Genomic DNA, 22,629 nt, shown 5'->3' on the forward strand with positions numbered 1-22,629 from the left:
TCCACTGGTAAACTGTTGTTACCACACACCAGTTAAACCAAAGGACTCAGGCTTTGTCACATCATAACACCGCTTTTCATCAGTTGCTGCAACCTCTGCCGAGACATGAATTCGAGGCGCTTGCAAAACAACATCACCAGGGGCAAAAATTACGTTCAGCATCTCGCTGGGATCAGTTCATTGGGATGTCCATGTCACAAATTTCTGGCCGTCAAAGCCTGCGTGATATTGAATCCAGTCTACGCAGCCAGCAGCACAAGCTTTATCATCTGGGCGCCAAACCCATCGCCAGAACAACATTAGCTCGCCTGAACGAAAAACAACCCGCTGAACTTTATGAAGCTGTATTTTATAAACTACTACAGCGCTGTTCATTAAGGGATAATAACCATAAGTTCCGCTTTAAAAACCCTCTCTATTCATTAGATGCCAGCGTGATCGACCTGTCTCTCAAGCTCTTTCCATGGGCACAGTGCCACCAAACTAAAGCGGCTATGAAACTACATGTCGGGTTGAATAACGCCTCACTCATTCCTGAGTTTACTGCCCTCAGCCACGGGCTGGAAAGCGAGCTAATCAAAGGCCGTCAGTTCCGTTTTCCGAAAGGCAGTATTGTTGCATTTGATAAGGGGTATAACGACTACAGCTGGTATGGATTACTGTCAAAACAAGAAGTTAGCTTCGTGACTCGCTTAAGACCCAATGCGGTCTATGAGGTTATCGAACACCATCAAAGCGCAGGTGTTGATTATGACCAGAGTATTAGGCTAACCAGTCAGCACGCCCAAAAACAAGGCGCGCCCAAGTTGCGCCTAGTGGGATTTACCTGCCCTGAAACCAAGCGACAGTATCGTTTTATAACTAATAACTTCAAATTAGCTGCCAGCACAATTGCGGCTATTTATAAAGACCGTTGGCAGGTGGAATTGTTCTTCAAAGCGATTAAGCAAAACCTGAAAATTAAAGCATTTTTAGGTAGTTCCCAAAATGCAGTCATGACGCAGATCTGGATCGCAATGATCAGCTATCTCTTGTTAGCGTATGCGCGGCACTGTGCGAAAAAGGGGTGGACCGTACAGAGAGTAATGCGGATTCTTCAACTAAGCTTATTTGAACGAAAAGCTCTGAAAGAGTTGCTAAACCCGTCACCGCCAGAGCGACAAAAAAGGGACCCTCAGATGAGGATCCCTTTATGATTAAAAAATTGTGGGACAGCAGTGGGCATTCGCCTGTTTTTTTTATTTATATAAGAGACAAGCGTTTAATCTTTAATTCGGTACTCAGCAGAACGAGCATGAGCGGTTAAACTTTCACCCCGAGCTAATACCGAAGCAACTTTCCCCATCTCAGACGCCCCATCTTCTGAAAACATAATCAAAGATGAGCGTTTTTGAAAATCGTACACGCCTAAGGGAGAGGAGAAACGCGCAGTGCCTGAAGTTGGTAGTACATGGTTAGGACCTGCACAGTAATCCCCAAGCGCTTCAGCGGTATAACGACCCATAAAAATCGCACCAGCGTGACGCACTTTAGGTAAAAGGCTTTCAGGATCTTCTACCGATAGTTCCAAATGCTCTGGCGCTATCCGGTTGGCAACGTCCATAGCTTCATCTAAATCTTTCACTTTTATAAGCGCTGCACGTAGACGTAACGAGATTTCAATAATCTCTTTACGTTCCATCGTCGGCAACAGCTTATTAATGCTTTGTTCTACAGCATCAATAAAGTCAGCATCAGGCGTCACTAAAATAGGTTGCGCATCCTCATCATGTTCAGCCTGAGAGAATAGATCCATAGCAACCCAGTCGGGATCCGTTTGACCATCACAAACCACAAGGATTTCAGAAGGCCCAGCAATCATATCGATGCCAACAGCACCAAAGACCGCACGTTTAGCTGTAGCAACAAAAATATTTCCTGGACCTACGATTTTATCCACTTGAGGAATCGTATCAGTACCGTAAGCAAGTGCCGCCACAGCCTGCGCCCCACCTATACAGAACACACGATCAACGCCCGCTAAACAAGCCGCAGCCAAAACTAGCTCATTCACCACACCACCAGGTGTCGGCACAACCATGATGATCTCTTCTACACCGGCAACTTTTGCTGGCATCGCATTCATCAGTACAGATGAAGGATAAGCTGCTTTACCACCTGGAACATAAAGCCCCACGCGATCAACAGGTGTAACTTTTTGACCCAGCATAGTGCCATCAGCTTCAGTATACTGCCAAGACTCACCTTTTTGACGTTCATGATAAGTCTGAACTCTTTGCGCTGCCGTTTCTAAAGCTTTACGTTGATCTGCTGGCAATCCATCCAATGCTTTCTGTAAACGCTCAGCGCTCATTTCAAGCTCAGCAATACTGCTAACCGAGGTACCATCAAAGCGGTTGGTATACTCTACAACAGCGCTATCACCTTCAGTACGAACACGATGTAAAATTTCATTTACTATTTGATTAACTTTATCATCAGACACCGCTTCCCAAGCCAACAGCTTGTCCATCTGTTCGTTGAAGTCCGATTGGTTTGAATCTAAACGCTTAATATTTACCTCACTCATTTAGTAACCTCCGCATCACGACGGTTAATAGCATCAGCTAGCTTATCTAAAATGGGTTGAATCTGACGATACTTCATTTTCATAGACGGCTGACCAACGACTAAGCGAGAACTGATATCTGCAATCTCCTCCATTGGCTCTAAACCATTAGCACGAAGCGTATTGCCCGTATCAACAATATCAACAATACGGTCAGCTAACCCCATTAATGGTGCGAGCTCCATAGCGCCGTAAAGCTTGATAATATCTACTTGTGCACCCTGTTTCGCAAAATAATCGCGGGTAACATTAACGAACTTACTAGCTACCTTCATACGACCTTCGACCGGCTGAGCATCTGTCGGACCAGCAACCATCAGTTTACATTTCGATATTTTAAGATCTAAAGGTTCATAGAGACCTGCTGCACCATGTTCAAGCAGTACATCTTTACCTGCAATCCCCATATCTGCACCGCCATACTCAACATAAGTTGGGACATCCGTTGCGCGAATAACAACCAATTTTATGTTCTCATGGTTAGTATCAAAAATGAGTTTACGGCTGCTATGAATATCCTCAGCTGGAACAATGTCAGCTTCTGCCAATAAGGGCAGTGTTTCTTTAAGGATACGTCCTTTAGACAGGGCAATCGTAAGTTGCTGCTTCATAGCTCTATTTATACCTGTATTTAACCTGGTACACGCTTAATACGTGCGCCTAATAACTGTAATTTCTCTTCTATACACTCATAACCACGGTCGATATGGTAGATACGATCAATAATCGTATCGCCATCAGCAACCAGCCCAGCAATCACTAAGCTTGCCGAAGCCCTAAGATCAGTTGCCATCACGGGAGCAGCTTGCAATCTTTCTACCCCTTCAACAATCGCGGTATTGCCATCAATATTGATTTTAGCGCCCATGCGAATCATCTCTTGCATGTGCATAAAACGATTTTCAAAGATAGTTTCTTTTAGAATACTGACGCCTTCAGATACCGCATTCATAGCAGAAAACTGTGCTTGCATATCTGTTGGAAAAGCAGGATACGGCGCTGTTGTAATGTTAATCGCCTTAGGTCTTTGACCTTTCATATCCAGCTCAATCCAATCCTCACCCGTTGTAATATGTGCGCCCGCTTCTTCAAGCTTCTGCAATACCGCATCAAGAATTCTAGGATTCGTGTTTTTAACTTTAACCTTACCGCGCGTAGCTGCCACAGCAGTTAAATACGTTCCGGTCTCTATTCGGTCAGCGACAACAGGAAATTTACAACCATGTAAAGTCGCCACACCATTAACGGTAATGGTGTCGGTCCCATGACCACTGATATCAGCCCCCATCGCGATCAAGCATTCAGCCAGATCAACCACTTCTGGCTCACGAGCTGCATTTTCTATAATACTCTGCCCCTCAGCTAGCGTAGCGGCCATCAGAATATTTTCAGTACCCGTTACTGTGACTGTATCAAAAAAGATACGCGCACCTTTTAAGCGACCATTACTTTTAGCGCGAATATAACCCGCTTCAACAACCACATCCGCGCCCATAGCACGCAAACCTTGGATATGAAGATCCACAGGACGAGAACCTATAGCACAACCACCAGGTAAAGACACTTCAGCCTCACCAAAATGGGCGAGCATTGGGCCTAATACAAGAATAGAGGCCCTCATTGTTTTTACTAGTTCATAAGGCGCAACTAACTGTGTAATCGTATTCGCATCAATCTCAACATTAAGCTTTTCGTCAATAACAAGCTCAACACCCATACGGCGAAGCAACTCAAGCATGGTTGTAATATCATGCAAATGAGGCAGGTTGCAGACAGTTACCGGCTCAGATGCTAGTAGTGTCGCAGCCAAAATTGGCAGTGCCGAGTTTTTTGCTCCAGAGATTTTCACTTCGCCCCTGAGCGGCTCGCCACCGGTGATCATTAATTTATCCATAGTATGTCCAATCGAGGATTTAATTCTGTGTCGCTTTCCACTGCTCTGGTGTGTAAGTCTTAATGCTCAGCGCGTGAATTGTTCCATTCGCAATATATTCGTTCAAGCAAGCATAGACTAACTGCTGACACTTAACAGGCCGTAAACCTTGAAAAAGCTCACCTACCACTGTTACCTGAAAATCGCAGCCTTCACCTGCGGTCGTTACGGTACAATCTTCAAGTTGAGATTCTATAATCTGCTTAACCTGTTCAGCCTGCATTAAAAGCTCCTGATCGAATGCTACAGATAGAAAAAAATAAGGCGGAAATGATACCGGATCATGATAAAAAAGGCGATGCTAAGCATCGCCTTAATTCAATACCTACAAGCTGTCTTAAATAAACTGCTTTTCCAACCCAACAAGCTCAGCAATACCCTTCATTTCTAAAGGAAGATTAATCGCTTTCAATTGGATCTCTCGATCTTGCACATAACGCAAACAGCAAAACCAAAAAGAGAGTGCCGAGCTATCAACAGCGGTTACTTCAGAAAAGTCGATCTCAACAATACCTTTACAACCACTTAAGATATTCTCGGCTTTTTTACGGGCCTGCATAATGACTGGAAATCTAAACTCCCCTTCCAGACTAATCAATTGTTCATTGATCTGCCTAACGTCTGTCATTACGCGCTGTCCTTTCCTGGATCAACCTTGTCTTTCCAGGTAGAGATAACCAATCCTACATCACCCTTATTGCGCTCCATTAAGTCCGCAAATTGGTTTTTAAAGCTCAGGCGAATATTAATAGATCCATCAAGAATAGCATTGACCAGCCTCCAAGCACCCTCTTCTTTCTTCATGTAGTAAACCAAAGAGTACTTTGTACCATCTGCAGAAAACACATCTACAGTGACAATTTGTTTATTGTTATCTGGGCTCTTTTTACGCGGAGGCACCATCTCGTACTTATCTATTTTGAAACCGACTAAAGCTTTTGCGTAAGTTTTCAACAAAGTCGTTTTAAAAACACTAGAAAATTCAATACGCTGTTCTTTTGAAGCACGGCGATAATATTTCCCCATCACCTGCTTCGAAATATAATCAAAATCAACAATCGGAGATAAAACTGTATCAATTTCAGCGACTAGCTGATCCTCTTGCCCCTCTTCGACAAGTTCTTCACGCTCTAATAACTTAAGAACATTCTGAGTCGCGGTCTGAATAACCCCACCCGCTTCATTATACGTATCGACTTCAGCTCGAACGGACATACTCAACAACGCAATAAAAGCAATTGCTAAAAACGTTCTCACTTGGCTCACCATTTGATAGAACATAGCCTTATTCACTCACCTCATTAAATAGGAATTTTCCTATTAGATCCTCAAGTACCAACGCCGATTGAGTATCCTCAATATAGGCGCCATCTTTAAGATTTTCATCTTCAGCCCCTACTGAAATGCCTATATATTGCTCACCTAATAGGCCCGCAGTCAGAATTGAAGCCGAACTATCTACTGAAAGGAAATCTACATTGCCATGAATATTCATGGCGACACGCGCCATCAACATATCACGATCTAATGTAATATCTGCCACTTCGCCTATTGCCACACCTGACATAGTCACTTTTGCACGCGGCGTTAAACCACCAATATTTTCAAAACGAGCATAGACAGTGTAAGTGTTGTCAGAATTAGACAGGTTTAAACCACTTACGTTCAATGCAAGCCCAACTAAAGCAACGACGCCGGCCAAAACAAAGGCACCTACGCTGATCTCCAAGATCCGCATACGCATATTAAAGCTCTCCAAACATTACAGCAGTAAGAATAAAATCTAGCCCAAGCACCGCCAACGATGCATAGACCACAGTTTTTGTTGTTGCCTGACTAATCCCTTCCGAAGTCGGCATACAATCATAGCCTTGGAACACAGCGATCCAAGTAACAACGAAGCCAAAGACAACGGCCTTTATAAGACCATTCAAGACATCATCATAAAAATCAACTGAGTTCTGCATGTTAGCCCAAAATGAGCCATCATATATACCCAGCCATTCAACACCAACTATCGCACCGCCATAAACACCGACAAGGGCAAATATAGCGGATAAAATAGGTAAGCATACAAACCCTGCCCAAAACCTTGGTGCCACAATCCGTCTTAAGGGATCAACACCAATCATTTCTAAACTTGATAACTGCTCAGTCGCTTTCATTAGGCCAATTTCAGCCGTCAAAGCAGATCCTGCTCGCCCAGCAAACAATAACGCAGTTACAACTGGCGCAAGCTCTCTAACCAAACTCAGCGCAACCATCTGTCCAACCGCTTGCTCAGAGCCATAGTCAACTAAAATTGTATAGCCTTGTAAACCAAGCACCATACCAATAAACAAACCTGATACCACAATAATAATTAGTGATAACACACCCACAAAATAAACTTGTTTCACAAACAGTGGAAACATAATTACCGGCTGGGGCTTAGCGACAAGAGATTGAAACAACATCATCCCTGCTCGGCCAAAAGCGGCTAATTTACTTAGTGCAGCGTGACCTAATAACGCTAATTGATTCATTATCCCTGACCTCTTAACAGATCGGTTTCATAATCACCCGCAGGATAATGAAACGGTACAGGCCCGTCAGGTAATCCATGCATAAACTGTTTAACCTGCGGCGAATCATCTTGACGCAATTCTTCCGGTGTACCTGAAGCGATCACCTTAGAGTCCGCAATAATATGGATGTAATCAGCAATACCTAAAGTTTCCTGAATATCATGGGAAACTATAATACTCGTATGCCCTAAGGAGTTATTTAAACGGCGAATAAGATTAACCAAGACACCCATTGCGATAGGATCCTGACCAGTAAAAGGCTCATCATACATAACAATATCAGGATCGAGTGCGATAGCTCTAGCCAACGCAACTCGACGGGCCATACCACCAGATAGTTCACTAGGCATAAGGTTATGCGCACCCCTTAAGCCAACAGCCTGAAGTTTCATTAATACGATATCGCGAATCATATCATCGCTTAAATCTGTATGGACGCGTATAGGGAATGCAACATTTTCAAATACACTTATATCAGTAAATAAAGCACCACTTTGAAAGAGCATACCCATACGCTCACGTACCGAAAAAAGATCGCTACGGTTGAGTTCTGGAATATTTTCATCATCAACCAATATAGAACCTGTATCAGGTTTCAACTGACCGCCAATTAATCTAAGCAGTGTTGTTTTACCTGTTCCTGACGGCCCCATTATTCCGGTAATTTTGCCACGCGGAATTTTAATATCGACCTCATTATAAATGGATCGATCACCACGAGAAAAACTCAGCTTTTGGATATCGATGACGACATCATCAAATTCGTTCATAAGATTCCGTTATAACTTTGAAAGGAACATTTCTATAGCTCCATTCAGACTTTGTTAACGTCCCTTTATCTAGTGCGTACCCTAAAGGGCTGGCAACTATACCATTTCGTTCTAAAAACGGGAATATTTTCAAACATGATGCTCTGTATTGATTTAAACAAAGATAGCATTCTGTTTTAATACCCCTCTTCAATTCTACTGGAACAACTTCTATCTATGTTATATCCAATTTTGGCACTCATCTCTGGACTTATTCTATTGGTATGGAGTGCAGATAGATTCGTTATAGGGGCCGCCGCCACAGCAAAAAATTTCGGCATGTCCACAATGCTGATTGGCTTAACTATCGTATCTTTTGGCACATCTGCACCCGAAATACTCGTATCTTTTATGGCCTCCACATCTGGGGCAGGCGACCTAGCTATTGGTAATGCACTGGGATCCAACATTGCTAATATTGCATTGGTACTAGGCATCACCGCACTCATCGCACCCTTACCAGTAAAATCGGGCGTACTAAAAAAAGAACTTCCTTTACTTTTAGGGGTGACCATTTTAGCAGGAGTCCTATTATTCGATCTCCATCTAGGACAATTAGATGGCATTATTCTATTAATTGCTTTAGCTGTATGCCTTTATCTTTTCAGTCGTTTCCAGAAAAGCATGCCTAAAGATGCTTTAGTCGAAGAAGAGGAAGAACTTCCATCCTTAGAAAACCGAAAAGCTATTTTTTGGTTAATCGTTGGCTTAGTGATCCTTGCCTGCAGTTCAAAACTATTAGTTTGGGGAGCCAGTGAAATCGCTTACTCTTTGGGTGTAAGCAAATTAGTTGTCGGCCTAACCATTGTAGCTATAGGAACAAGCCTGCCTGAATTAGCAGCCTCGGTGGCGAGCGCGTTAAAGAACCACCACGATATAGCTATAGGCAATATTGTAGGTTCAAATATATTTAACTTAGTAGCCGTTATGGCTATACCTGGGCTTATCGCCCCTATAGGGATGGCCGAGATTGTTTTTCAGCGAGACTATGTTGCAATGCTAGGCTTAACTTTCTTACTTCTAGCCTTCGCATTATGGCAAAAGCCTCCATCCATTAATCGCTTCGAAGGGGCGATTCTGGCCTCTGTCTATGCAGGCTATCTTATCCTGCTATACACTATGACCGTTTCTTAAGATAAAGTTGATCACAAAAATGAGCACACCTGACTTTTTACATTCAGCTAAACGAACTATTACGCTAGAAGCCGCCGCTGTGGCCGATTTACTAAAATATCTCGACCACAATTTTGTTCATGCCTGCCAATTGATGCTTAATTGTACAGGCCGGATCATTGTTACCGGTATGGGAAAGTCAGGTCATATTGGCAAAAAAATCGCAGCGACTTTGGCCAGTACAGGTACTCCCGCATTTTTCGTTCACCCAGGGGAAGCGAGCCACGGCGATTTAGGCATGATCACCGCCGATGACGTGGTAATTGCCCTATCAAACTCGGGTGAAACAGCAGAAGTCATTACAATCATTCCTCTACTCAAAAGAATGAATACACCTTTTATCAGCATAACGGCCAACAAAGAATCCACTTTATCTCAAACCTCTGCTGCTAACCTCCACATCGGCGTAGAGGAGGAAGCCTGCCCCCTTGGCCTTGCACCGACCTCAAGCACAACCGCACAATTAGTACTAGGTGATGCCCTCGCTATAGCACTACTTGAAGCAAAAGGTTTTAGCGCCGAAGATTTTGCATTTTCACACCCAGGCGGGACTCTAGGCAGGCGATTACTCCTTAAAGTTAGCGATATTATGCATTCAGGCGAAGCCACCCCTTGCGTAACCAGCGGAACATTATTAAAAGAAGCGCTTTTAGAAGTAACCCATAAGCGTTTAGGTATGACTGCCGTAGTTGATGACAACAAGCAGCTTATTGGCATATTTACCGATGGTGACTTACGACGCTCGCTTGATGACGATGTAGATCTCCACAAAACCGTCATTGATGATGTAATGACACCAAACGGTACAACAGTAACTGCTGAAATGCTTGCAGCAGAATGCTTACAAATTATGGAAACAAAAAAAATCAATGCACTGATCGTTACCAATGAAACGAATCAGCCTATAGGCGCTCTCAATATGCACGACCTATTAAAAGCGGGAGTTATTTAGTGTCAGAGTCTTCATTGCAGCAATTAAAAAACATCACCCTTGCGGTATTTGATGTCGATGGAATACTTACCAGCGGCCAGCTGCTATTTTTAGCGGACGGCCAAGAAGTCAAACAGTTCAACACCTTAGACGGGTTGGGTATTAAGCTACTAATGCAAGCGGGTATCGAGACCGCCATTATTACCGGCCGGCGCTCGCCCCAAGTTGAATTACGCAGCCAATCCTTAGGTATCAACTACCTTAAACAGGGCCGCGAAGACAAACTGGTTGCTCTCAACGAGATATGGGATAAAACAGCCCACAACGCATCAACCACCGCTTACATAGGTGATGACTTCCCTGATCTTTCAGCCATTATCCAATGCGCCTTTGGTGCGACTGTTCCTAATGGCCACACTTTCGTTAAAAAACACGCAGACTGGTGTACATCCCGTCAGGGTGGCGAAGGCGCTGGACGTGAATTTTGCGAGTATATACTTGAAGCACAAGGGAAATTGGATCAACTCAAACAGATGTATTTATAAATGCTAGATCTCAGCAATAAGATAAGAGTGGCACTCGCCGCTATTATTTTAATACCTGTACTACTTTATTGGGGCTTTGCATCCTCCCCCAATGAAGGCGCACGTACAAACAGTTCGCTGCTAAACGGAATAGATTACTTTGTCGAAGAAGCAACCATCAAAGAGTGGAATAACGAAGGCAAAATTTCAAGAGTGTTAAATACAGCCAAGCTAGAGCATTACCCTAATCTGAGCCTAAGTACACTAGATCATCCTGAGAGTCTTAGTGTTAGAAATGATGGTTCCAAAGTTAAACTTACATCAGACACAGGCACGGTTTTAGATGATAATAATCAAACAAACCTTGCAGGAAATGTCATAGTTAATGATAATCCTGATTCTATATCAGCAACCATACTTAACACTGAGCAACTTACAATCTATCCTGATAAAGATTATGCAGAAACTGATGAGCCCGTTAAGATCACATCACAACAAAGCATACTTGAAGGCGTAGGTATGGATATTGACTTCAATAATCGAGTTCTTAACTTACACTCCAGGGTAGAAGGGACCCATGACAATGCTAAATAAGCTCTATAATCTAGCCTTCATTTTTTTGGCTTTTGCAGTGTCGAATGCTTATGCCCTTCCTGACGACCAAGAACAGCCGATTTACATTACGGCAGATACTGCGCAAATTGATGACAAAACAGGCATCACCACTTACAAAGGCAACGTCATTATTAAACAAGGATCACTCCTCATTGAAGGAGAGCACGTTGATATGTATCGTGGTGAAGATGGAGTTGAAAAACTCATTACCAAAGGAAGTCCTGCACATTTCAGACAACTTCCTAGGAAAGGCGACCCATACAGCGACGCTTGGGGCAAGCACTTACTTTATCAGGTAGATGATCAAAAACTCACTATTACCGAAGAGGCCAAGGTTGTCCAAGCAGAAGACACTTTTACTGGAAACAAGATCGTTTATGATCTAGACAAGTCGATTGTGAACGCATTCGGTGGTGCAAGCAAAGACGAAACTGGTGAACCGGGACGTGTAAATATGGTTATTCAACCTAAAAAGAAAAATAAGGCCAACTAACCCTATGAGCTTATTAGAGGCCAAAAATCTTGCCAAGCGTTACAAAGGCAGGGAAGTTGTCAAGGACGTTTCACTAGAGATCAAAAATGGTGAGATCGTTGGCCTTCTAGGCCCCAACGGTGCAGGAAAAACGACCTGTTTTTACATGATTGTTGGTCTTGTGCAGGCCGATAATGGCGCCGTTAAAATCAAAGGACAAGACATTAGCGCACTACCTATGCACGGCCGTGCTCAACAAGGTATTGGCTACCTTCCCCAAGAAGCATCTATATTTAGAAAACTGTCTGTGAAGGACAATCTACTTGCGATTTTAGAAACAAGAAAAGACTTAGATAAACACGCTGCCCAGTTAAAAATGGAAGAGTTGCTTGAAGAATTCCATATCACACACATAAAAGACAGTATGGGCATGAGTCTTTCTGGTGGAGAACGTAGACGTGTAGAAATTGCACGGGCATTAGCAACCGAACCCGAATTTATTCTATTAGATGAACCTTTTGCAGGTGTTGACCCTATCTCAGTGAATGATATAAAGCAGACCATTCGCCATCTTCAATCAAGGGGCATTGGTATATTAATTACTGATCATAATGTGAGAGAAACCTTAGATATATGCGAAACAGCTTATATTGTTAGTGAAGGTACAATCCTTGCTAACGGCTCACCAGCCGATATTATGGCAAACGAAGCAGTAAGAAATGCTTATCTGGGCGACCAGTTCACACTTTAAGCATATACTTAGCTATAAATGAATTATGTAGTTTCAGGAGTTTGTCCCTTAGTATTATGAAACAAGCGCTTCATCTAAAAATTGGGCAACAGCTCACAATGACCCCACAGCTACAGCAAGCAATTCGCTTACTGCAGTTGTCTACGCTTGATCTTCAGCAAGAGATTCAAGAAGCATTAGAGAGCAATCCTATGCTTGATGTCTCTGAAGACGAGCACGCCTCGGCTTCCGAGACTCAAGAGAGCAATTCACAGGCACCAGAGACAGAACCTGAAGCTACAGCCACCGCGACAGCTGAAGCCGATCTTGACGATAACATTACAACTGAAGATAACTGGAATGAGAAAATACCAGAAGAACTATCAACCGATAGTAACTGGGAAGACACATTCCAATCATCTGGCCCTAATCTAAGCCAAAGCAAGGAAGATTTTGATTCCTTTGAATCTAATGATACTGCAGAAGAAACACTGCAAGACCACCTTCATTGGCAATTAAATCTTACGCCAATGAGTGATATTGATCGTCTTATTGCAACAAACATTATTGATGGCATCAATCCTGATGGTTATTTAACCATCACCCTAGATGAAATTTTAGATCACTTCCATGCGCAAACAGGTGAGCAGTTTGAAGAAGTAGAGCTGGATGAAATTGAAGCCGTTCTTCACCGCATACAGCAGTTTGATCCAGCAGGTATTGCCTGCCGTGACCTCAGCGAGTGCTTAAGCATACAGCTCCAACAGCTACCGCCTGAGACACTCTGGAAAAATGAAGCGATCAAAGTTGCACAACAATATATAAAACTACTCGGCGCGCACGATTATCGTCAATTGATGAGAAAAACACGCTTAAAAGAGCCTCAACTGCAGCAGGTCATCCAACTGATACAAGGGCTCAATCCTAAACCAGGCGCTTCAATCAGTAGCAGTGCAGCAGAATATGTTATTCCCGATGTGCTTGTGACCAAGCAACAGGGAGAGTGGCGCGTCCACCTCAACCCGGAAGTATCCCCTAAGCTACGTATCAACTCAGGTTACGCAGGTTTAGTGAAACGGGCCGATAATAGCTCTGATAACACCTACCTAAAAAACCACCTACAAGAAGCTCGATGGTTTATTAAAAGTTTACAAAGCCGCAACGAAACCCTATTAAGAGTGTCTAACGAGATAGTAAAACGACAAATCGGCTTTCTTGAACATGGCGAAGAAGGCATGAAGCCAATGGTGCTTCATGACATTGCTGAAGCAGTGGAAATGCATGAGTCCACTATATCTCGAGTGACTACACAAAAGTTCATGCACACACACCGTGGAATATTTGAACTAAAATACTTCTTCTCGAGTCATGTAAGTACAGCAACAGGGGGTGCAGCGTCCTCAACCGCTATTAGAGCGCTTATCAAAAAAATGGTTGCCGCTGAAAACAACGCGAAACCATTAAGCGACAACAAAATTGCGCAATTTCTTGATGAACAAGGCTTTAAAGTGGCTAGACGTACAATTGCGAAATATCGTGAAGCGATGGGAATTCCACCATCGAATGAAAGAAAACGTTTAGTTTAATAAAAGAGTGGCAAGAGTAGTATGTCACTGCAATAAATAGGAGAAACCTATGCAGATCAACATTACTGGACACCATGTAGAATTAACTGAATCAATGAATAATTACGTGCTCTCGAAACTACAAAAAATTGAGCGTCATTTTGATAACATCACCAATGTGCAAGTCACACTCAGCGTAGAAAAGCAACGTCAGAAAGCTGAGGCGGAGATGCACTTAGCAGGTGCCCAGCTCTTTGCTACACATGAACACGAAGATATGTACGCTGCAATTGACGGCCTTACTGACAAGCTAGATAGGCAAGTCATTAAGCATAAAGAAAAAACTAAAACTCACAAATAACTGGTCTGTACCCAAAAAATTATGTTGCTTCATGAACTATTAACCCCCTCAAGCGTCCTTTGTGGCCTTGAGGGTGGTAGTAAAAAGCGAATTCTGGAAAATGCTGCTGAAATAATATCGGAACAACATCCCGATATGAGCTCATCATCAGTCTTTAATGGACTTCATTCGCGCGAAAAGCTTGGTAGCACAGGAATAGGCGACGGGATTGCCATTCCACATTGCAGGCTGGCAGAATGTACTGAAGCTAAAGGCTATCTAGTAAAACTAGACACACCTATAGATTTTGATGCTATTGATGGAAAACCCGTAGACCTTCTATTTATTTTGATTGTTCCTGAAGACTCAACATCTGAGCACTTAGCTACACTAGCCTCAGTTGCAGAGCTCTTTAGCCAAGAAGAAGCCAGAACAAAACTAAGGGAAAGCCAAGACAGCCATTCTCTATATGAGACATTATGTGAATTGAGTGCTGCCTAGGAGTTAAAATGAAGCTTGTTGTGATTAGTGGTCGTTCCGGCTCAGGAAAAAGTACAGCATTACAAGCTTTAGAAGATATTGGTTTTTACTGTATAGACAATTTACCAGCTCTTTTGCTACCCGACCTTGTCCAACAAATGAGTAGTGATCCTAGTCACCCTGAACAGATAGCAGTCAGTATTGATGCGCGTAATTTGCTCAGTAACTTAGCCAAATTTCCAGATATCTTAAATCAACTTCGCCAAGATCATTGGGCTGAATATGAAGTTATTTTTTTAGATTCATCGGAAGCAACCCTCCTCAAACGCTATAGTTCAACCCGACGTAAGCACCCCCTTTCAGATACCCATAAGAATCTACAACAATCAATTAAGTCAGAGCTAAAGCTTTTAGAGCCTATCGCAAGCCTAGCCGATATTCGAATAGATACTACGCGCCTATCCCTGTATGAACTTCGAGATACAGTCAAACTGCGGGTTGCCAATCGCAAAGCCCAAACATTATCGGTCCAATTCGAATCGTTTGGTTTTAAACATGGCGTCCCCTTAGATGTAGACTTTGTCTATGATGTACGCGCACTACCCAATCCTCACTGGGTTCCTGATCTACGTAAGTATACCGGTCAAGAGAAACCGGTTCAGGACTTCTTAGAGGAATCACAGGAAGTTCGAGAGATGATAGAAGATATAACCAGCTTCCTTGAACGTTGGCTTCCCCGATTTTCAGAAAATAACCGTAGTTATATTACGATTGGTGTTGGCTGCACAGGTGGGCAACACCGATCTGTTTATATTAGCGAACGTCTAGCTTCTCATTTCTCTCAACATATGGATAATGTCCATGTTCGTCATCGTGAATTGAGCTAACTATCATGCAAGAAAAAGAACTACTCATTATTAATAAACTTGGTTTACATGCGCGAGCAGCCGCTAAGCTTATCGGTGTAACATCACGCTTTTCATCCGAAGTTTTAATGGAGAAAGACGGACGCGCTGTAGATGGTAAGAGTATTATGTCTGTAATGATGCTAGCAGCAAGTAAAGGCACAACGTTGACCGTTAAGGTGACAGGAAGTGACGAAGAGACTGCAATATCCGCCATTGAAGAACTGATCAATAACAGATTCGATGAGGAAGAATAAGGCTCTCTCGATTAATTTTTAGGCTTATCCCTTCAGCTTCCGTTATAATCAAAGGATTACATTCTATTTACTCTTCTACTGAAAAAAGAAGACCTAGCAAAGTCCATAAGCGATAAAACCATGGCCGTTGAAGAAACAAAATCACATTTTGATAAGCTTAACGATGCCTTAGATAGTGGTGAGTTTCGTCAAATTCGCTTCACCTTAAACAAGACTTTGCGACCAACCGAAGTTGCCCGCTTAATTGAGAAATCACCTCCCAAAGAGCGTCAGATCCTTTGGAACTTAATCTCACATGATTTAGAAGCCGTAGTACTCCAGCATTTAAACGACGATATCCAAGCGGATATCTTAAGTCGCATGAATACTGAAGAGGTACTAGCACTTACCGAATCTCTTGATTCTGATGATATGGTAGATGTGCTACAACAGCTACCTAATAGGGTAATGAAAGAAACCCTGCGCATCATGGACAAACAAAATCTGTCTAGGGTTGAAAAGCTGCTCTCTTATCCGGAGGATACTGCCGGCGGCTTAATGAATACAGATACAACAACTATTCGTCCAGATATTAGCGTCGAAACAACCTTACGTTATATTCGTCGCCACGATGAAATCCCCGAAATGACGGATAGCCTCATTGTTGTCAGCCGAAAAGACTCATATATAGGCCTACTACCCTTAACCAAACTATTAGTATCCGATCCCTCAATCAATATTCGAGAGATCATGAACACCGATATAAAAGCGATCAATGCCCAAATGCCCGACGACCAAGTGGCGGCTTTGTTCGAAGAACATGATCTAGTATCAGCCCCTGTTGTTGATGACAATGGCAAACTGGTTGGTCGTATTACGATTGATGATGTGGTCGATGTTATCCGAGAAGATGCCGATCATTCATTAATGAGCATGGCAGGCTTAGACGAAGATGAAGATACCTTCGCCCCAGTTATGAAAACCACACGGCGTCGTGCAGTTTGGCTAGGTATCAATTTACTCACTGCATTTATCGCTTCAGCAGTAATTGGTTTATTTGAACAGACTATTGACAAAGTTGTTGCCCTCGCCGTACTTATGCCCATTGTTGCCTCCATGGGCGGTATTGCTGGCTCACAAACCTTGACGCTTGTTATCCGTGGTCAAGCATTAGGGCATGTAGAACGATCAAATGCTCGATGGCTACTTAACAGAGAGGTCATTGTAGGTATATTAAATGGCCTACTTTGGGCTGCTGTCATTGCTGTAGTCGCGACAGTATGGTTCCAAGATATAAATCTCGGCATCATCATCGCTCTGGCAATTATCATTAATTTAGTTGTAGGTGCTATCTCTGGCACCTTACTACCTATAGTGTTGAAATCTATGAGCATAGATCCCGCCTTAGCCGGAAGTGTCCTGTTAACAACCATAACCGATGTGGTAGGCTTCTTTGCCTTTTTAGGTTTAGCCACCATTTTTTATGCCTGAGAAAACTCATGAGCGATAACGCAATATTTTCATCCTCTCATCTAAACGACCAAGATGAAGAGTTAAGCAAAACAGAAGCAAAACGCCAAATGCATGCCCTGCAAGCATTAGGGGCACGCCTGACAAAGCTTAATAAAGAACAACTTGAAAAGATGAAGTTAGATGAACGCTTACATCTAGCCATTGAAGAGTTTCATCGTATTAAGTCAAATGGTGCTCAGAAAAGGCATCTACAATATATCGGTAAAATAATGCGCACAGAAGATACCGATAAGATTGAACATGATTTAGGCCTATATGAAGCAGGCCAACAAGCACACACTCAAACTTTTCATAAACTGGAACGCTGGAGAGATCGCCTTATTACTGAAGGCAATAGTGCGCTTCAAGAGTATATAAATGAAAACCCAAGCGCCGACGTACAGCATTTACGTCAACTGATTCGTAACGCAAAAAAAGAGTTAGAATTACAAAAGCCACCAGCAGCAGCCAGAAAGCTTTTTAAATACCTACGTGAAGTGGCTGGCGCTTAAAAACCGGCCGTTTTTCTATGTTGCATAACTGGCATCGCCTCTCGTCGCTTATGCAGCATAGGCAAATTGATATCGGCTAGCACAATCCCCTTTCCTGCACGTTCCCGCAAAGCTAAAACTTCGCCCCAAGGATCAACAATCATACTATGCCCCCAGCTAGAGCGCGTTTCTGAGTGCTTACCACCTTGATTCGCTGCAAGTACATAACATTGGGTTTCAATCCCTCGGGCTCGTAGCAAAACCTCCCAGTGCGCCTCACCGGTCACATAGGTAAATGCCGAGGGTACAACAAGTATCTCTGCACCTAAGCCTCGCAGTTTTTGATAATGCTCAGGGAAACGAAGGTCATAACAGATAGACAACCCTATTTTTCCAAACGGACTATCAACCACAACAAGTTGATCTCCGGCTTCGATGAAATCAGACTCGCGATAGCTACTATGCCGATCCTCCACATCTACATCAAAGAGATGTATTTTATCGTAGCGACCGACTTGAACCCCTAACTCATTAAACACCAAACAACTGGCATAGACCTTATCGCCCGAACGCGATAATAGAGGTACGCTGCCTGCGATAATCCACAAATTATGTTTTTTTGCTAGGCTAGCAATTGTCTTCTGTATATTGCCACTACTCACCTCCTCTCGCGCTAAAGAGACAAGGGCTTTGGAATCTAACAACGCAAAATTTTCAGGAAGGAGTAAAAGTTTAGCTGATGCGGACGCCGCTTCTTCAGCTAGCTGCGCGACTGTTGCCAAATTATCGGCTAACACCTCCCCCGACACCATCTGAGCTACAGCTACTTTAACCATGATCATTATCCATTACTGATGGATTTTTTTTATTTGCAGGTTTAGTCGTTTTGCCATCATCAATCACAATTGAAGGATCGCCCCAATCACCGGACAAATGGTATTTTACGGTAGTAAACTTAGCTAAAGGGTCGCCAACAAGCTTATCAAACAAAAATACAGCACCAGCAACTTGAGGCGCCCCTAGCAAAACACTCACTAATGGAATATTACCCGTTACCGGCAAAGCCACCTCTATATCTTTATCCACTGTTTCATTGACTAAGTTTAAACTACCTTGCATCACCATATTGGCCGAAGGTCCCGTCATAACAAAAGGTGACGAAGTATGAGCTATGCCTTGCTTGATCTTATAGCTGGCTTTCATTTCATCAAAAGCAACACCACTTTCAACTAGATCGGTAAAATCCAATCTTAACCGACGCCCCAAAGATTGAAGGTTTAATATGCCGAACACACGTAAAATATTACCCGACTTGCCGACATCCAAAATACGCCCTTGCTTGGCTGTAAATTGTAATTCGCCATTTGCGTCTGCTATATCAAACGCCCAAGGTGCATGATTCCAAGATAGCTGAAGATAGGCATCTAAACTTTTTGTCTCAATCGCTTTCACATCAAGCGCCTTAAGCACCTGACTAAAATTACTGCTATTGAGTTTAAGCGTAAGATCAGAAACCTCGTTATCGCCCGTAACCCAGCGCAGCCCTCCACGCACCTCGGCCCCATGTATATCAGCTTGGATATCTTCAAGTCGAATATCATTTTCATAAGGTCTTAATTTAAAAGACCAATTACCTAATGGCTTGCTGCCAATAAACAGCTTTTTGATATTAAAATCCACCGAAGGGATCGATGCAGGATCTATATCAACAGATTCAGGAAGGGCCTCATCTTCAACTTCAACATCCGACTCATCACGTTTTAGTCTTAGCTCTGCCAACTCTACTTTATAAGAACTGCCTTCATTATTAGGCAACCACAATCCACCTGTAAGCTCCTTGCTTTGAGCGCGCAGCATCCAACCTAAAGGTTCAGGCTTCAAAGAGAAAGAAAGATTATTGAGATCAAAACCTCCCGCACTGAAGCGGGATAACGATAGCTCTACTTGCTTAAGTTTACTCCCCGCTAAATTACTAGACTGAGCCCCGCTTTTTCCCGCAACCCCATTAAAGCCTAAACCCGATAAAAACCCATCGAGCTGAGCATAGTCAAGATCAGCAAGAGCTCCATCAACCCAAATACCAGACTCTTCCGGTATCTCTGGCTTTGCTCCTCCTAAACTAAACCTAGCACGCTCAAGTCCTTTATCATTATCAATCAGCACGCCTCTTAACTGGTTCGCTAAATTCAAACGTACAACACTACGATCATCCGCATAAGTAAGACCAAGGTCACTGACCACAGTTAACGGCATAGTTTGTGATTTAGTTTTGCTTAATGGCGGAAATGCATTGATCTGCGTTCCCTTTAAATCGCTCTTGATAACCAATTGATTACAAACTTTGCCGGGGCAAAGATCCAAACGAGCATTGTATTTAAGTGGTCCCTGCAATAATGATAAGAAATCAGATTCAAGCCAATTTGCTAGATAGTCAGAGTTAACACTACCATCAATACTCACTTCAGTTTTGTTAACTTTATTCGAAATCAAACGTGAGGATATATTAGCGGTAACTGGCTGCTCAAATAGCTCCGCTTTTAATACGTCAGACGAAAGGCCGATACTATAATCATAATTAATAACGCCATTTATTTTACTGAAACTGATCTTATCTTTTACCGATTGGAAGCGACCTTGTTTAATCTCCGATTTCACAAAAACCTGCGGCTCAGATTTACCTGCTAAAGGTAAATTTAGATTAACTAAAGTACTTATAGGTCCGGAAAGGGCCCAATCACTAAAATCATCGCCTATCTCTGTTCTTAAATCACTTTCAGTTAATAGACGTTGTAAATCTATAGCATCGCCGTCGACAGATCCTGCAACAAATAACTTGTCTGAAGATTGAGGTAGATGAATCCATGCAAAATTTAAAGCAGAATCATAAATACTGCCACCGGCAGCTTCAGCCACCAGCTCACCATTACGGAAATAGATAAAACCATCCGCTTGTTTTATCGCAGGCCAGCCAGGCTGGTATTCAAAGGAGGCATCAGCTAAATCAAAGAACAACTGAACTGTCGGTAGCTGATAATCTGGCAACCGGGCACGGGTAACACCATTTAAGACGAAACCAGCTCGTTTAATCTCTCCTTGTTGAATCGCTTTAACTAGCCACTCATAAGTTTCAAGTCCAACCTCTTTAGGCGGAATATAATACTTTGCCTGTAAGCCATCAGCGCCTTGCAAACCTATCTGTAAATTAAGCAAAGGCTGCTCATCTCGATCAAAAGGAAGATAAAGACTAAAGCGTCCTGCCGCTGTTAACTTATCATTAGCTAAATTCAAAAGCTGGGAAGCAACCACTATTCCTTTGTCTTCAAAGCGCCAACCAATAACTCCTTCTGCATCATTATAATCCCACGCCTGCTCAAACAAGGTGGGATAATGCATTAAGAAGTCACTGCTTGCTAAGTGAATCTCACCTCCAGCTCGATTAACCATCAACAAGCCATTAATCCCTTTTATTTCAGGGACATCAGTCCAAGCATTAATACCAACATTCTCGAGGTCAGCCGCTAGTTCAAAATCTTGCAACTTAGCAAAGGAGGGCCAAGAAACCAAAATATTTTTAACTGTACCAACGGGAGAAAGACCAGAAAAAGCAGACTGTACCTCTTCAGGAAGAAACGGCCTTTTAAGTAAAAAATCAAATGTAGAAGCCAGCTCTATTTTATCAACCATTAAGCTCCGCGGTTTAACAAGGTAGCCTTCGCGCTCAAAATCTAAACTAATCTTGGGTATCTCAATACCACTGTTCTCACTATCAACTTGAAAGTCAGTAATTTGTAACTGATAGCCACGATCTCGACGATTTAATGCCGTCTGTACAGTAAACTGCTCTAAAGCATAATCTTGGTATTTAAAATCCTGAATTAATGTTCTACCGGTGAGGTAGGTTAAGCGGCCACGATAAGACTGCCCCCATACTTCTTGGGCCCCATTCAAACTATCTAGTTGAATATCGACAAGTTTAAGCCAAGGATTAAGCAGTTGCTCATCTACACCCTCAAACTTAAGATAAAAATTGACCGCTTTTTTTGAGGGATTTCCTTCAACTTCAGCAAGAAATTTAAGCGCTGCTTGTCCTGAGGTGGAAACCAAATCAGCATCAACTTTCAACTGGTGAAGTACACCATCATGCTGAAGGCTAAGTTGGATTGGTGCGACTGATACCGCATCACCATGCTTAGGTTGCATTACAATACGGGTATCGCTCATGTTAATGGAGCTTTGCTGTAATAAAAAAGCGAGAAAACCAGAATGAGGCAGTTCAATTTTAGTAAGGTCCGTCCCATCATTTTTCTCACTACCCGCTGCATTTTGCTCTCCAACAGCGACCTCTTGAGAAAGGTCATATCTCAAAGTCATACTCTTGAGATCAAGCTGTGAAAATATAAGAGTAAAAGCACGAATTGACGCTGCAGGATCAAACTTCACATCCCCACGTAACAGCACAAAAGATAACTCCGGCTGATCTGCAAGCTTATCTACTGACAAACCATCTATAGAAACAACAGGTTGCCATCCATCCCACCGACCTTGCAGATCCGCTATATGAACTTTTGCATTCAGCTGAGAAGAAAGAAAAGCTTCTACGTCTTGACGGTAAAGACTTAGATCATCAACCAATACTTTTAATACAATACTTGCACAAGCTAAAAGCGCGCACAAAAAAGCCAGCAGCCAATAAATAAACCACATAACCGAATGAGCATGACGTTTCACTATCTACACC

25 protein-coding genes are annotated in these 22,629 nt (G+C 42.8%); 14 read left to right on the plus strand and 11 right to left on the minus strand.

Annotated features, from left to right (window positions below; translation table 11 throughout):
• Positions 1 to 53 precede the first annotated feature (53 nt).
• Positions 54 to 1,196 carry an IS4 family transposase gene (locus ACOQOE_RS14385; RefSeq protein WP_420554328.1) on the plus strand — a complete coding sequence of 381 codons (1,143 nt, stop codon included), beginning with the start codon at positions 54 to 56 and terminating at the stop codon, positions 1,194 to 1,196.
• Positions 1,197 to 1,261: 65 nt separating this feature from the next.
• Here the strand turns inward: ACOQOE_RS14385 and hisD are convergent, their stop codons facing one another.
• The 9 genes from hisD to ACOQOE_RS14430 form a co-directional block, all read right to left on the minus strand.
• A complete protein-coding gene (hisD, locus tag ACOQOE_RS14390) occupies positions 1,262 to 2,569 on the minus strand; it encodes a histidinol dehydrogenase (protein ID WP_067868882.1) in 1,308 nt (435 codons plus the stop codon).
• Complete coding sequence (gene hisG / locus ACOQOE_RS14395; protein ID WP_067868884.1) at positions 2,566 to 3,219, minus strand: ATP phosphoribosyltransferase; 654 nt, start codon at positions 3,217 to 3,219, stop codon at positions 2,566 to 2,568. Before hisG ends, hisD begins: the two co-directional genes overlap by 4 nt.
• Positions 3,220 to 3,239: 20 nt before the next feature.
• On the minus strand, positions 3,240 to 4,502 hold the full coding sequence (murA, locus tag ACOQOE_RS14400) for a UDP-N-acetylglucosamine 1-carboxyvinyltransferase (protein ID WP_067868886.1): 1,263 nt from the start codon (positions 4,500 to 4,502) through the stop codon (positions 3,240 to 3,242).
• Between the two features lie 19 nt (positions 4,503 to 4,521).
• Entirely contained in the window at positions 4,522 to 4,764 is a 243-nt protein-coding gene (locus ACOQOE_RS14405; RefSeq protein WP_067868889.1) for a BolA family protein, read from the minus strand.
• Positions 4,765 to 4,878: 114 nt separating this feature from the next.
• Positions 4,879 to 5,169, minus strand: a complete 291-nt coding sequence (locus ACOQOE_RS14410; RefSeq protein WP_067868891.1) for an STAS domain-containing protein — start codon at positions 5,167 to 5,169, stop codon at positions 4,879 to 4,881.
• Positions 5,169 to 5,798: an MlaC/ttg2D family ABC transporter substrate-binding protein gene (locus ACOQOE_RS14415; RefSeq protein ID WP_231867996.1), complete on the minus strand. Its 630-nt coding sequence runs from the start codon at positions 5,796 to 5,798 to the stop codon at positions 5,169 to 5,171. Before ACOQOE_RS14415 ends, ACOQOE_RS14410 begins: the two co-directional genes overlap by 1 nt.
• A gap of 28 nt (positions 5,799 to 5,826) precedes the next feature.
• Positions 5,827 to 6,285 (minus strand): outer membrane lipid asymmetry maintenance protein MlaD, encoded by a 459-nt coding sequence (gene mlaD / locus ACOQOE_RS14420; RefSeq protein WP_420554329.1) that lies wholly within the window; start codon positions 6,283 to 6,285, stop codon positions 5,827 to 5,829.
• 1 nt (position 6,286) lies between these two features.
• Entirely contained in the window at positions 6,287 to 7,066 is a 780-nt protein-coding gene (gene mlaE / locus ACOQOE_RS14425) for a lipid asymmetry maintenance ABC transporter permease subunit MlaE (RefSeq protein WP_197468072.1), read from the minus strand.
• Positions 7,066 to 7,878 carry an ATP-binding cassette domain-containing protein gene (locus ACOQOE_RS14430; RefSeq protein ID WP_067868900.1) on the minus strand — a complete coding sequence of 271 codons (813 nt, stop codon included), beginning with the start codon at positions 7,876 to 7,878 and terminating at the stop codon, positions 7,066 to 7,068. The genes mlaE and ACOQOE_RS14430 overlap by 1 nt, the downstream gene beginning before the upstream one ends.
• A gap of 216 nt (positions 7,879 to 8,094) precedes the next feature.
• Between ACOQOE_RS14430 and ACOQOE_RS14435 the strand changes: the two genes are divergently transcribed.
• The 13 genes from ACOQOE_RS14435 (at position 8,095) to yjgA (ending at position 17,912) form a co-directional block, all read left to right on the plus strand.
• Positions 8,095 to 9,051: a calcium/sodium antiporter gene (locus ACOQOE_RS14435; RefSeq protein WP_067868903.1), complete on the plus strand. Its 957-nt coding sequence runs from the start codon at positions 8,095 to 8,097 to the stop codon at positions 9,049 to 9,051.
• A 19-nt stretch (positions 9,052 to 9,070) separates the two neighbouring features.
• Entirely contained in the window at positions 9,071 to 10,042 is a 972-nt protein-coding gene (locus ACOQOE_RS14440) for a KpsF/GutQ family sugar-phosphate isomerase (protein ID WP_067868906.1), read from the plus strand.
• Positions 10,042 to 10,566 carry a KdsC family phosphatase gene (locus tag ACOQOE_RS14445; RefSeq protein WP_067868908.1) on the plus strand — a complete coding sequence of 175 codons (525 nt, stop codon included), beginning with the start codon at positions 10,042 to 10,044 and terminating at the stop codon, positions 10,564 to 10,566. The genes ACOQOE_RS14440 and ACOQOE_RS14445 overlap by 1 nt, the downstream gene beginning before the upstream one ends.
• Positions 10,567 to 11,139, plus strand: coding sequence for an LPS export ABC transporter periplasmic protein LptC (gene lptC, locus ACOQOE_RS14450; RefSeq protein WP_067868910.1), 573 nt, complete (start codon positions 10,567 to 10,569; stop codon positions 11,137 to 11,139). It abuts the gene before it with no gap.
• Positions 11,123 to 11,653 (plus strand): lipopolysaccharide transport periplasmic protein LptA, encoded by a 531-nt coding sequence (gene lptA / locus ACOQOE_RS14455; protein WP_075107984.1) that lies wholly within the window; start codon positions 11,123 to 11,125, stop codon positions 11,651 to 11,653. Before lptC ends, lptA begins: the two co-directional genes overlap by 17 nt.
• A 4-nt stretch (positions 11,654 to 11,657) precedes the next feature.
• Complete coding sequence (gene lptB, locus ACOQOE_RS14460; protein WP_067868921.1) at positions 11,658 to 12,383, plus strand: LPS export ABC transporter ATP-binding protein; 726 nt, start codon at positions 11,658 to 11,660, stop codon at positions 12,381 to 12,383.
• A 56-nt stretch (positions 12,384 to 12,439) separates the two neighbouring features.
• Positions 12,440 to 13,948 (plus strand): RNA polymerase factor sigma-54, encoded by a 1,509-nt coding sequence (locus tag ACOQOE_RS14465; protein ID WP_420554330.1) that lies wholly within the window; start codon positions 12,440 to 12,442, stop codon positions 13,946 to 13,948.
• A 49-nt stretch (positions 13,949 to 13,997) separates the two neighbouring features.
• Positions 13,998 to 14,288, plus strand: a complete 291-nt coding sequence (gene hpf / locus ACOQOE_RS14470) for a ribosome hibernation-promoting factor, HPF/YfiA family (RefSeq protein ID WP_067868926.1) — start codon at positions 13,998 to 14,000, stop codon at positions 14,286 to 14,288.
• 21 nt (positions 14,289 to 14,309) lie between these two features.
• Positions 14,310 to 14,768 (plus strand): PTS IIA-like nitrogen regulatory protein PtsN, encoded by a 459-nt coding sequence (gene ptsN / locus ACOQOE_RS14475; protein WP_067868929.1) that lies wholly within the window; start codon positions 14,310 to 14,312, stop codon positions 14,766 to 14,768.
• 8 nt (positions 14,769 to 14,776) lie between these two features.
• Positions 14,777 to 15,634, plus strand: a complete 858-nt coding sequence (gene rapZ, locus ACOQOE_RS14480; protein WP_067868932.1) for an RNase adapter RapZ — start codon at positions 14,777 to 14,779, stop codon at positions 15,632 to 15,634.
• A gap of 5 nt (positions 15,635 to 15,639) precedes the next feature.
• Positions 15,640 to 15,909: an HPr family phosphocarrier protein gene (locus tag ACOQOE_RS14485; protein ID WP_067868936.1), complete on the plus strand. Its 270-nt coding sequence runs from the start codon at positions 15,640 to 15,642 to the stop codon at positions 15,907 to 15,909.
• Between the two features lie 120 nt (positions 15,910 to 16,029).
• On the plus strand, positions 16,030 to 17,379 hold the full coding sequence (gene mgtE, locus ACOQOE_RS14490; protein WP_420554331.1) for a magnesium transporter: 1,350 nt from the start codon (positions 16,030 to 16,032) through the stop codon (positions 17,377 to 17,379).
• A gap of 8 nt (positions 17,380 to 17,387) precedes the next feature.
• Positions 17,388 to 17,912 carry a ribosome biogenesis factor YjgA gene (gene yjgA / locus ACOQOE_RS14495; protein ID WP_067868950.1) on the plus strand — a complete coding sequence of 175 codons (525 nt, stop codon included), beginning with the start codon at positions 17,388 to 17,390 and terminating at the stop codon, positions 17,910 to 17,912.
• Here yjgA and ACOQOE_RS14500 read toward each other — a convergent pair.
• Both ACOQOE_RS14500 and ACOQOE_RS14505 read right to left on the minus strand, forming a co-directional pair.
• The gene (locus ACOQOE_RS14500) at positions 17,909 to 18,727 is read right to left on the minus strand and encodes a carbon-nitrogen hydrolase family protein (RefSeq protein ID WP_067868953.1); all 819 of its coding nucleotides are present in this window, start codon (positions 18,725 to 18,727) and stop codon (positions 17,909 to 17,911) included. The genes yjgA and ACOQOE_RS14500 overlap by 4 nt on opposite strands.
• Positions 18,720 to 22,619: a YhdP family protein gene (locus tag ACOQOE_RS14505; protein ID WP_420554332.1), complete on the minus strand. Its 3,900-nt coding sequence runs from the start codon at positions 22,617 to 22,619 to the stop codon at positions 18,720 to 18,722. The genes ACOQOE_RS14500 and ACOQOE_RS14505 overlap by 8 nt, the downstream gene beginning before the upstream one ends.
• Positions 22,620 to 22,629 lie beyond the last annotated feature (10 nt).

Origin of the sequence: Neptuniibacter marinus, from assembly GCF_965223595.1 — a bacterium.
Taxonomy (GTDB): domain Bacteria; phylum Pseudomonadota; class Gammaproteobacteria; order Pseudomonadales; family Balneatricaceae; genus Neptuniibacter; species Neptuniibacter marinus.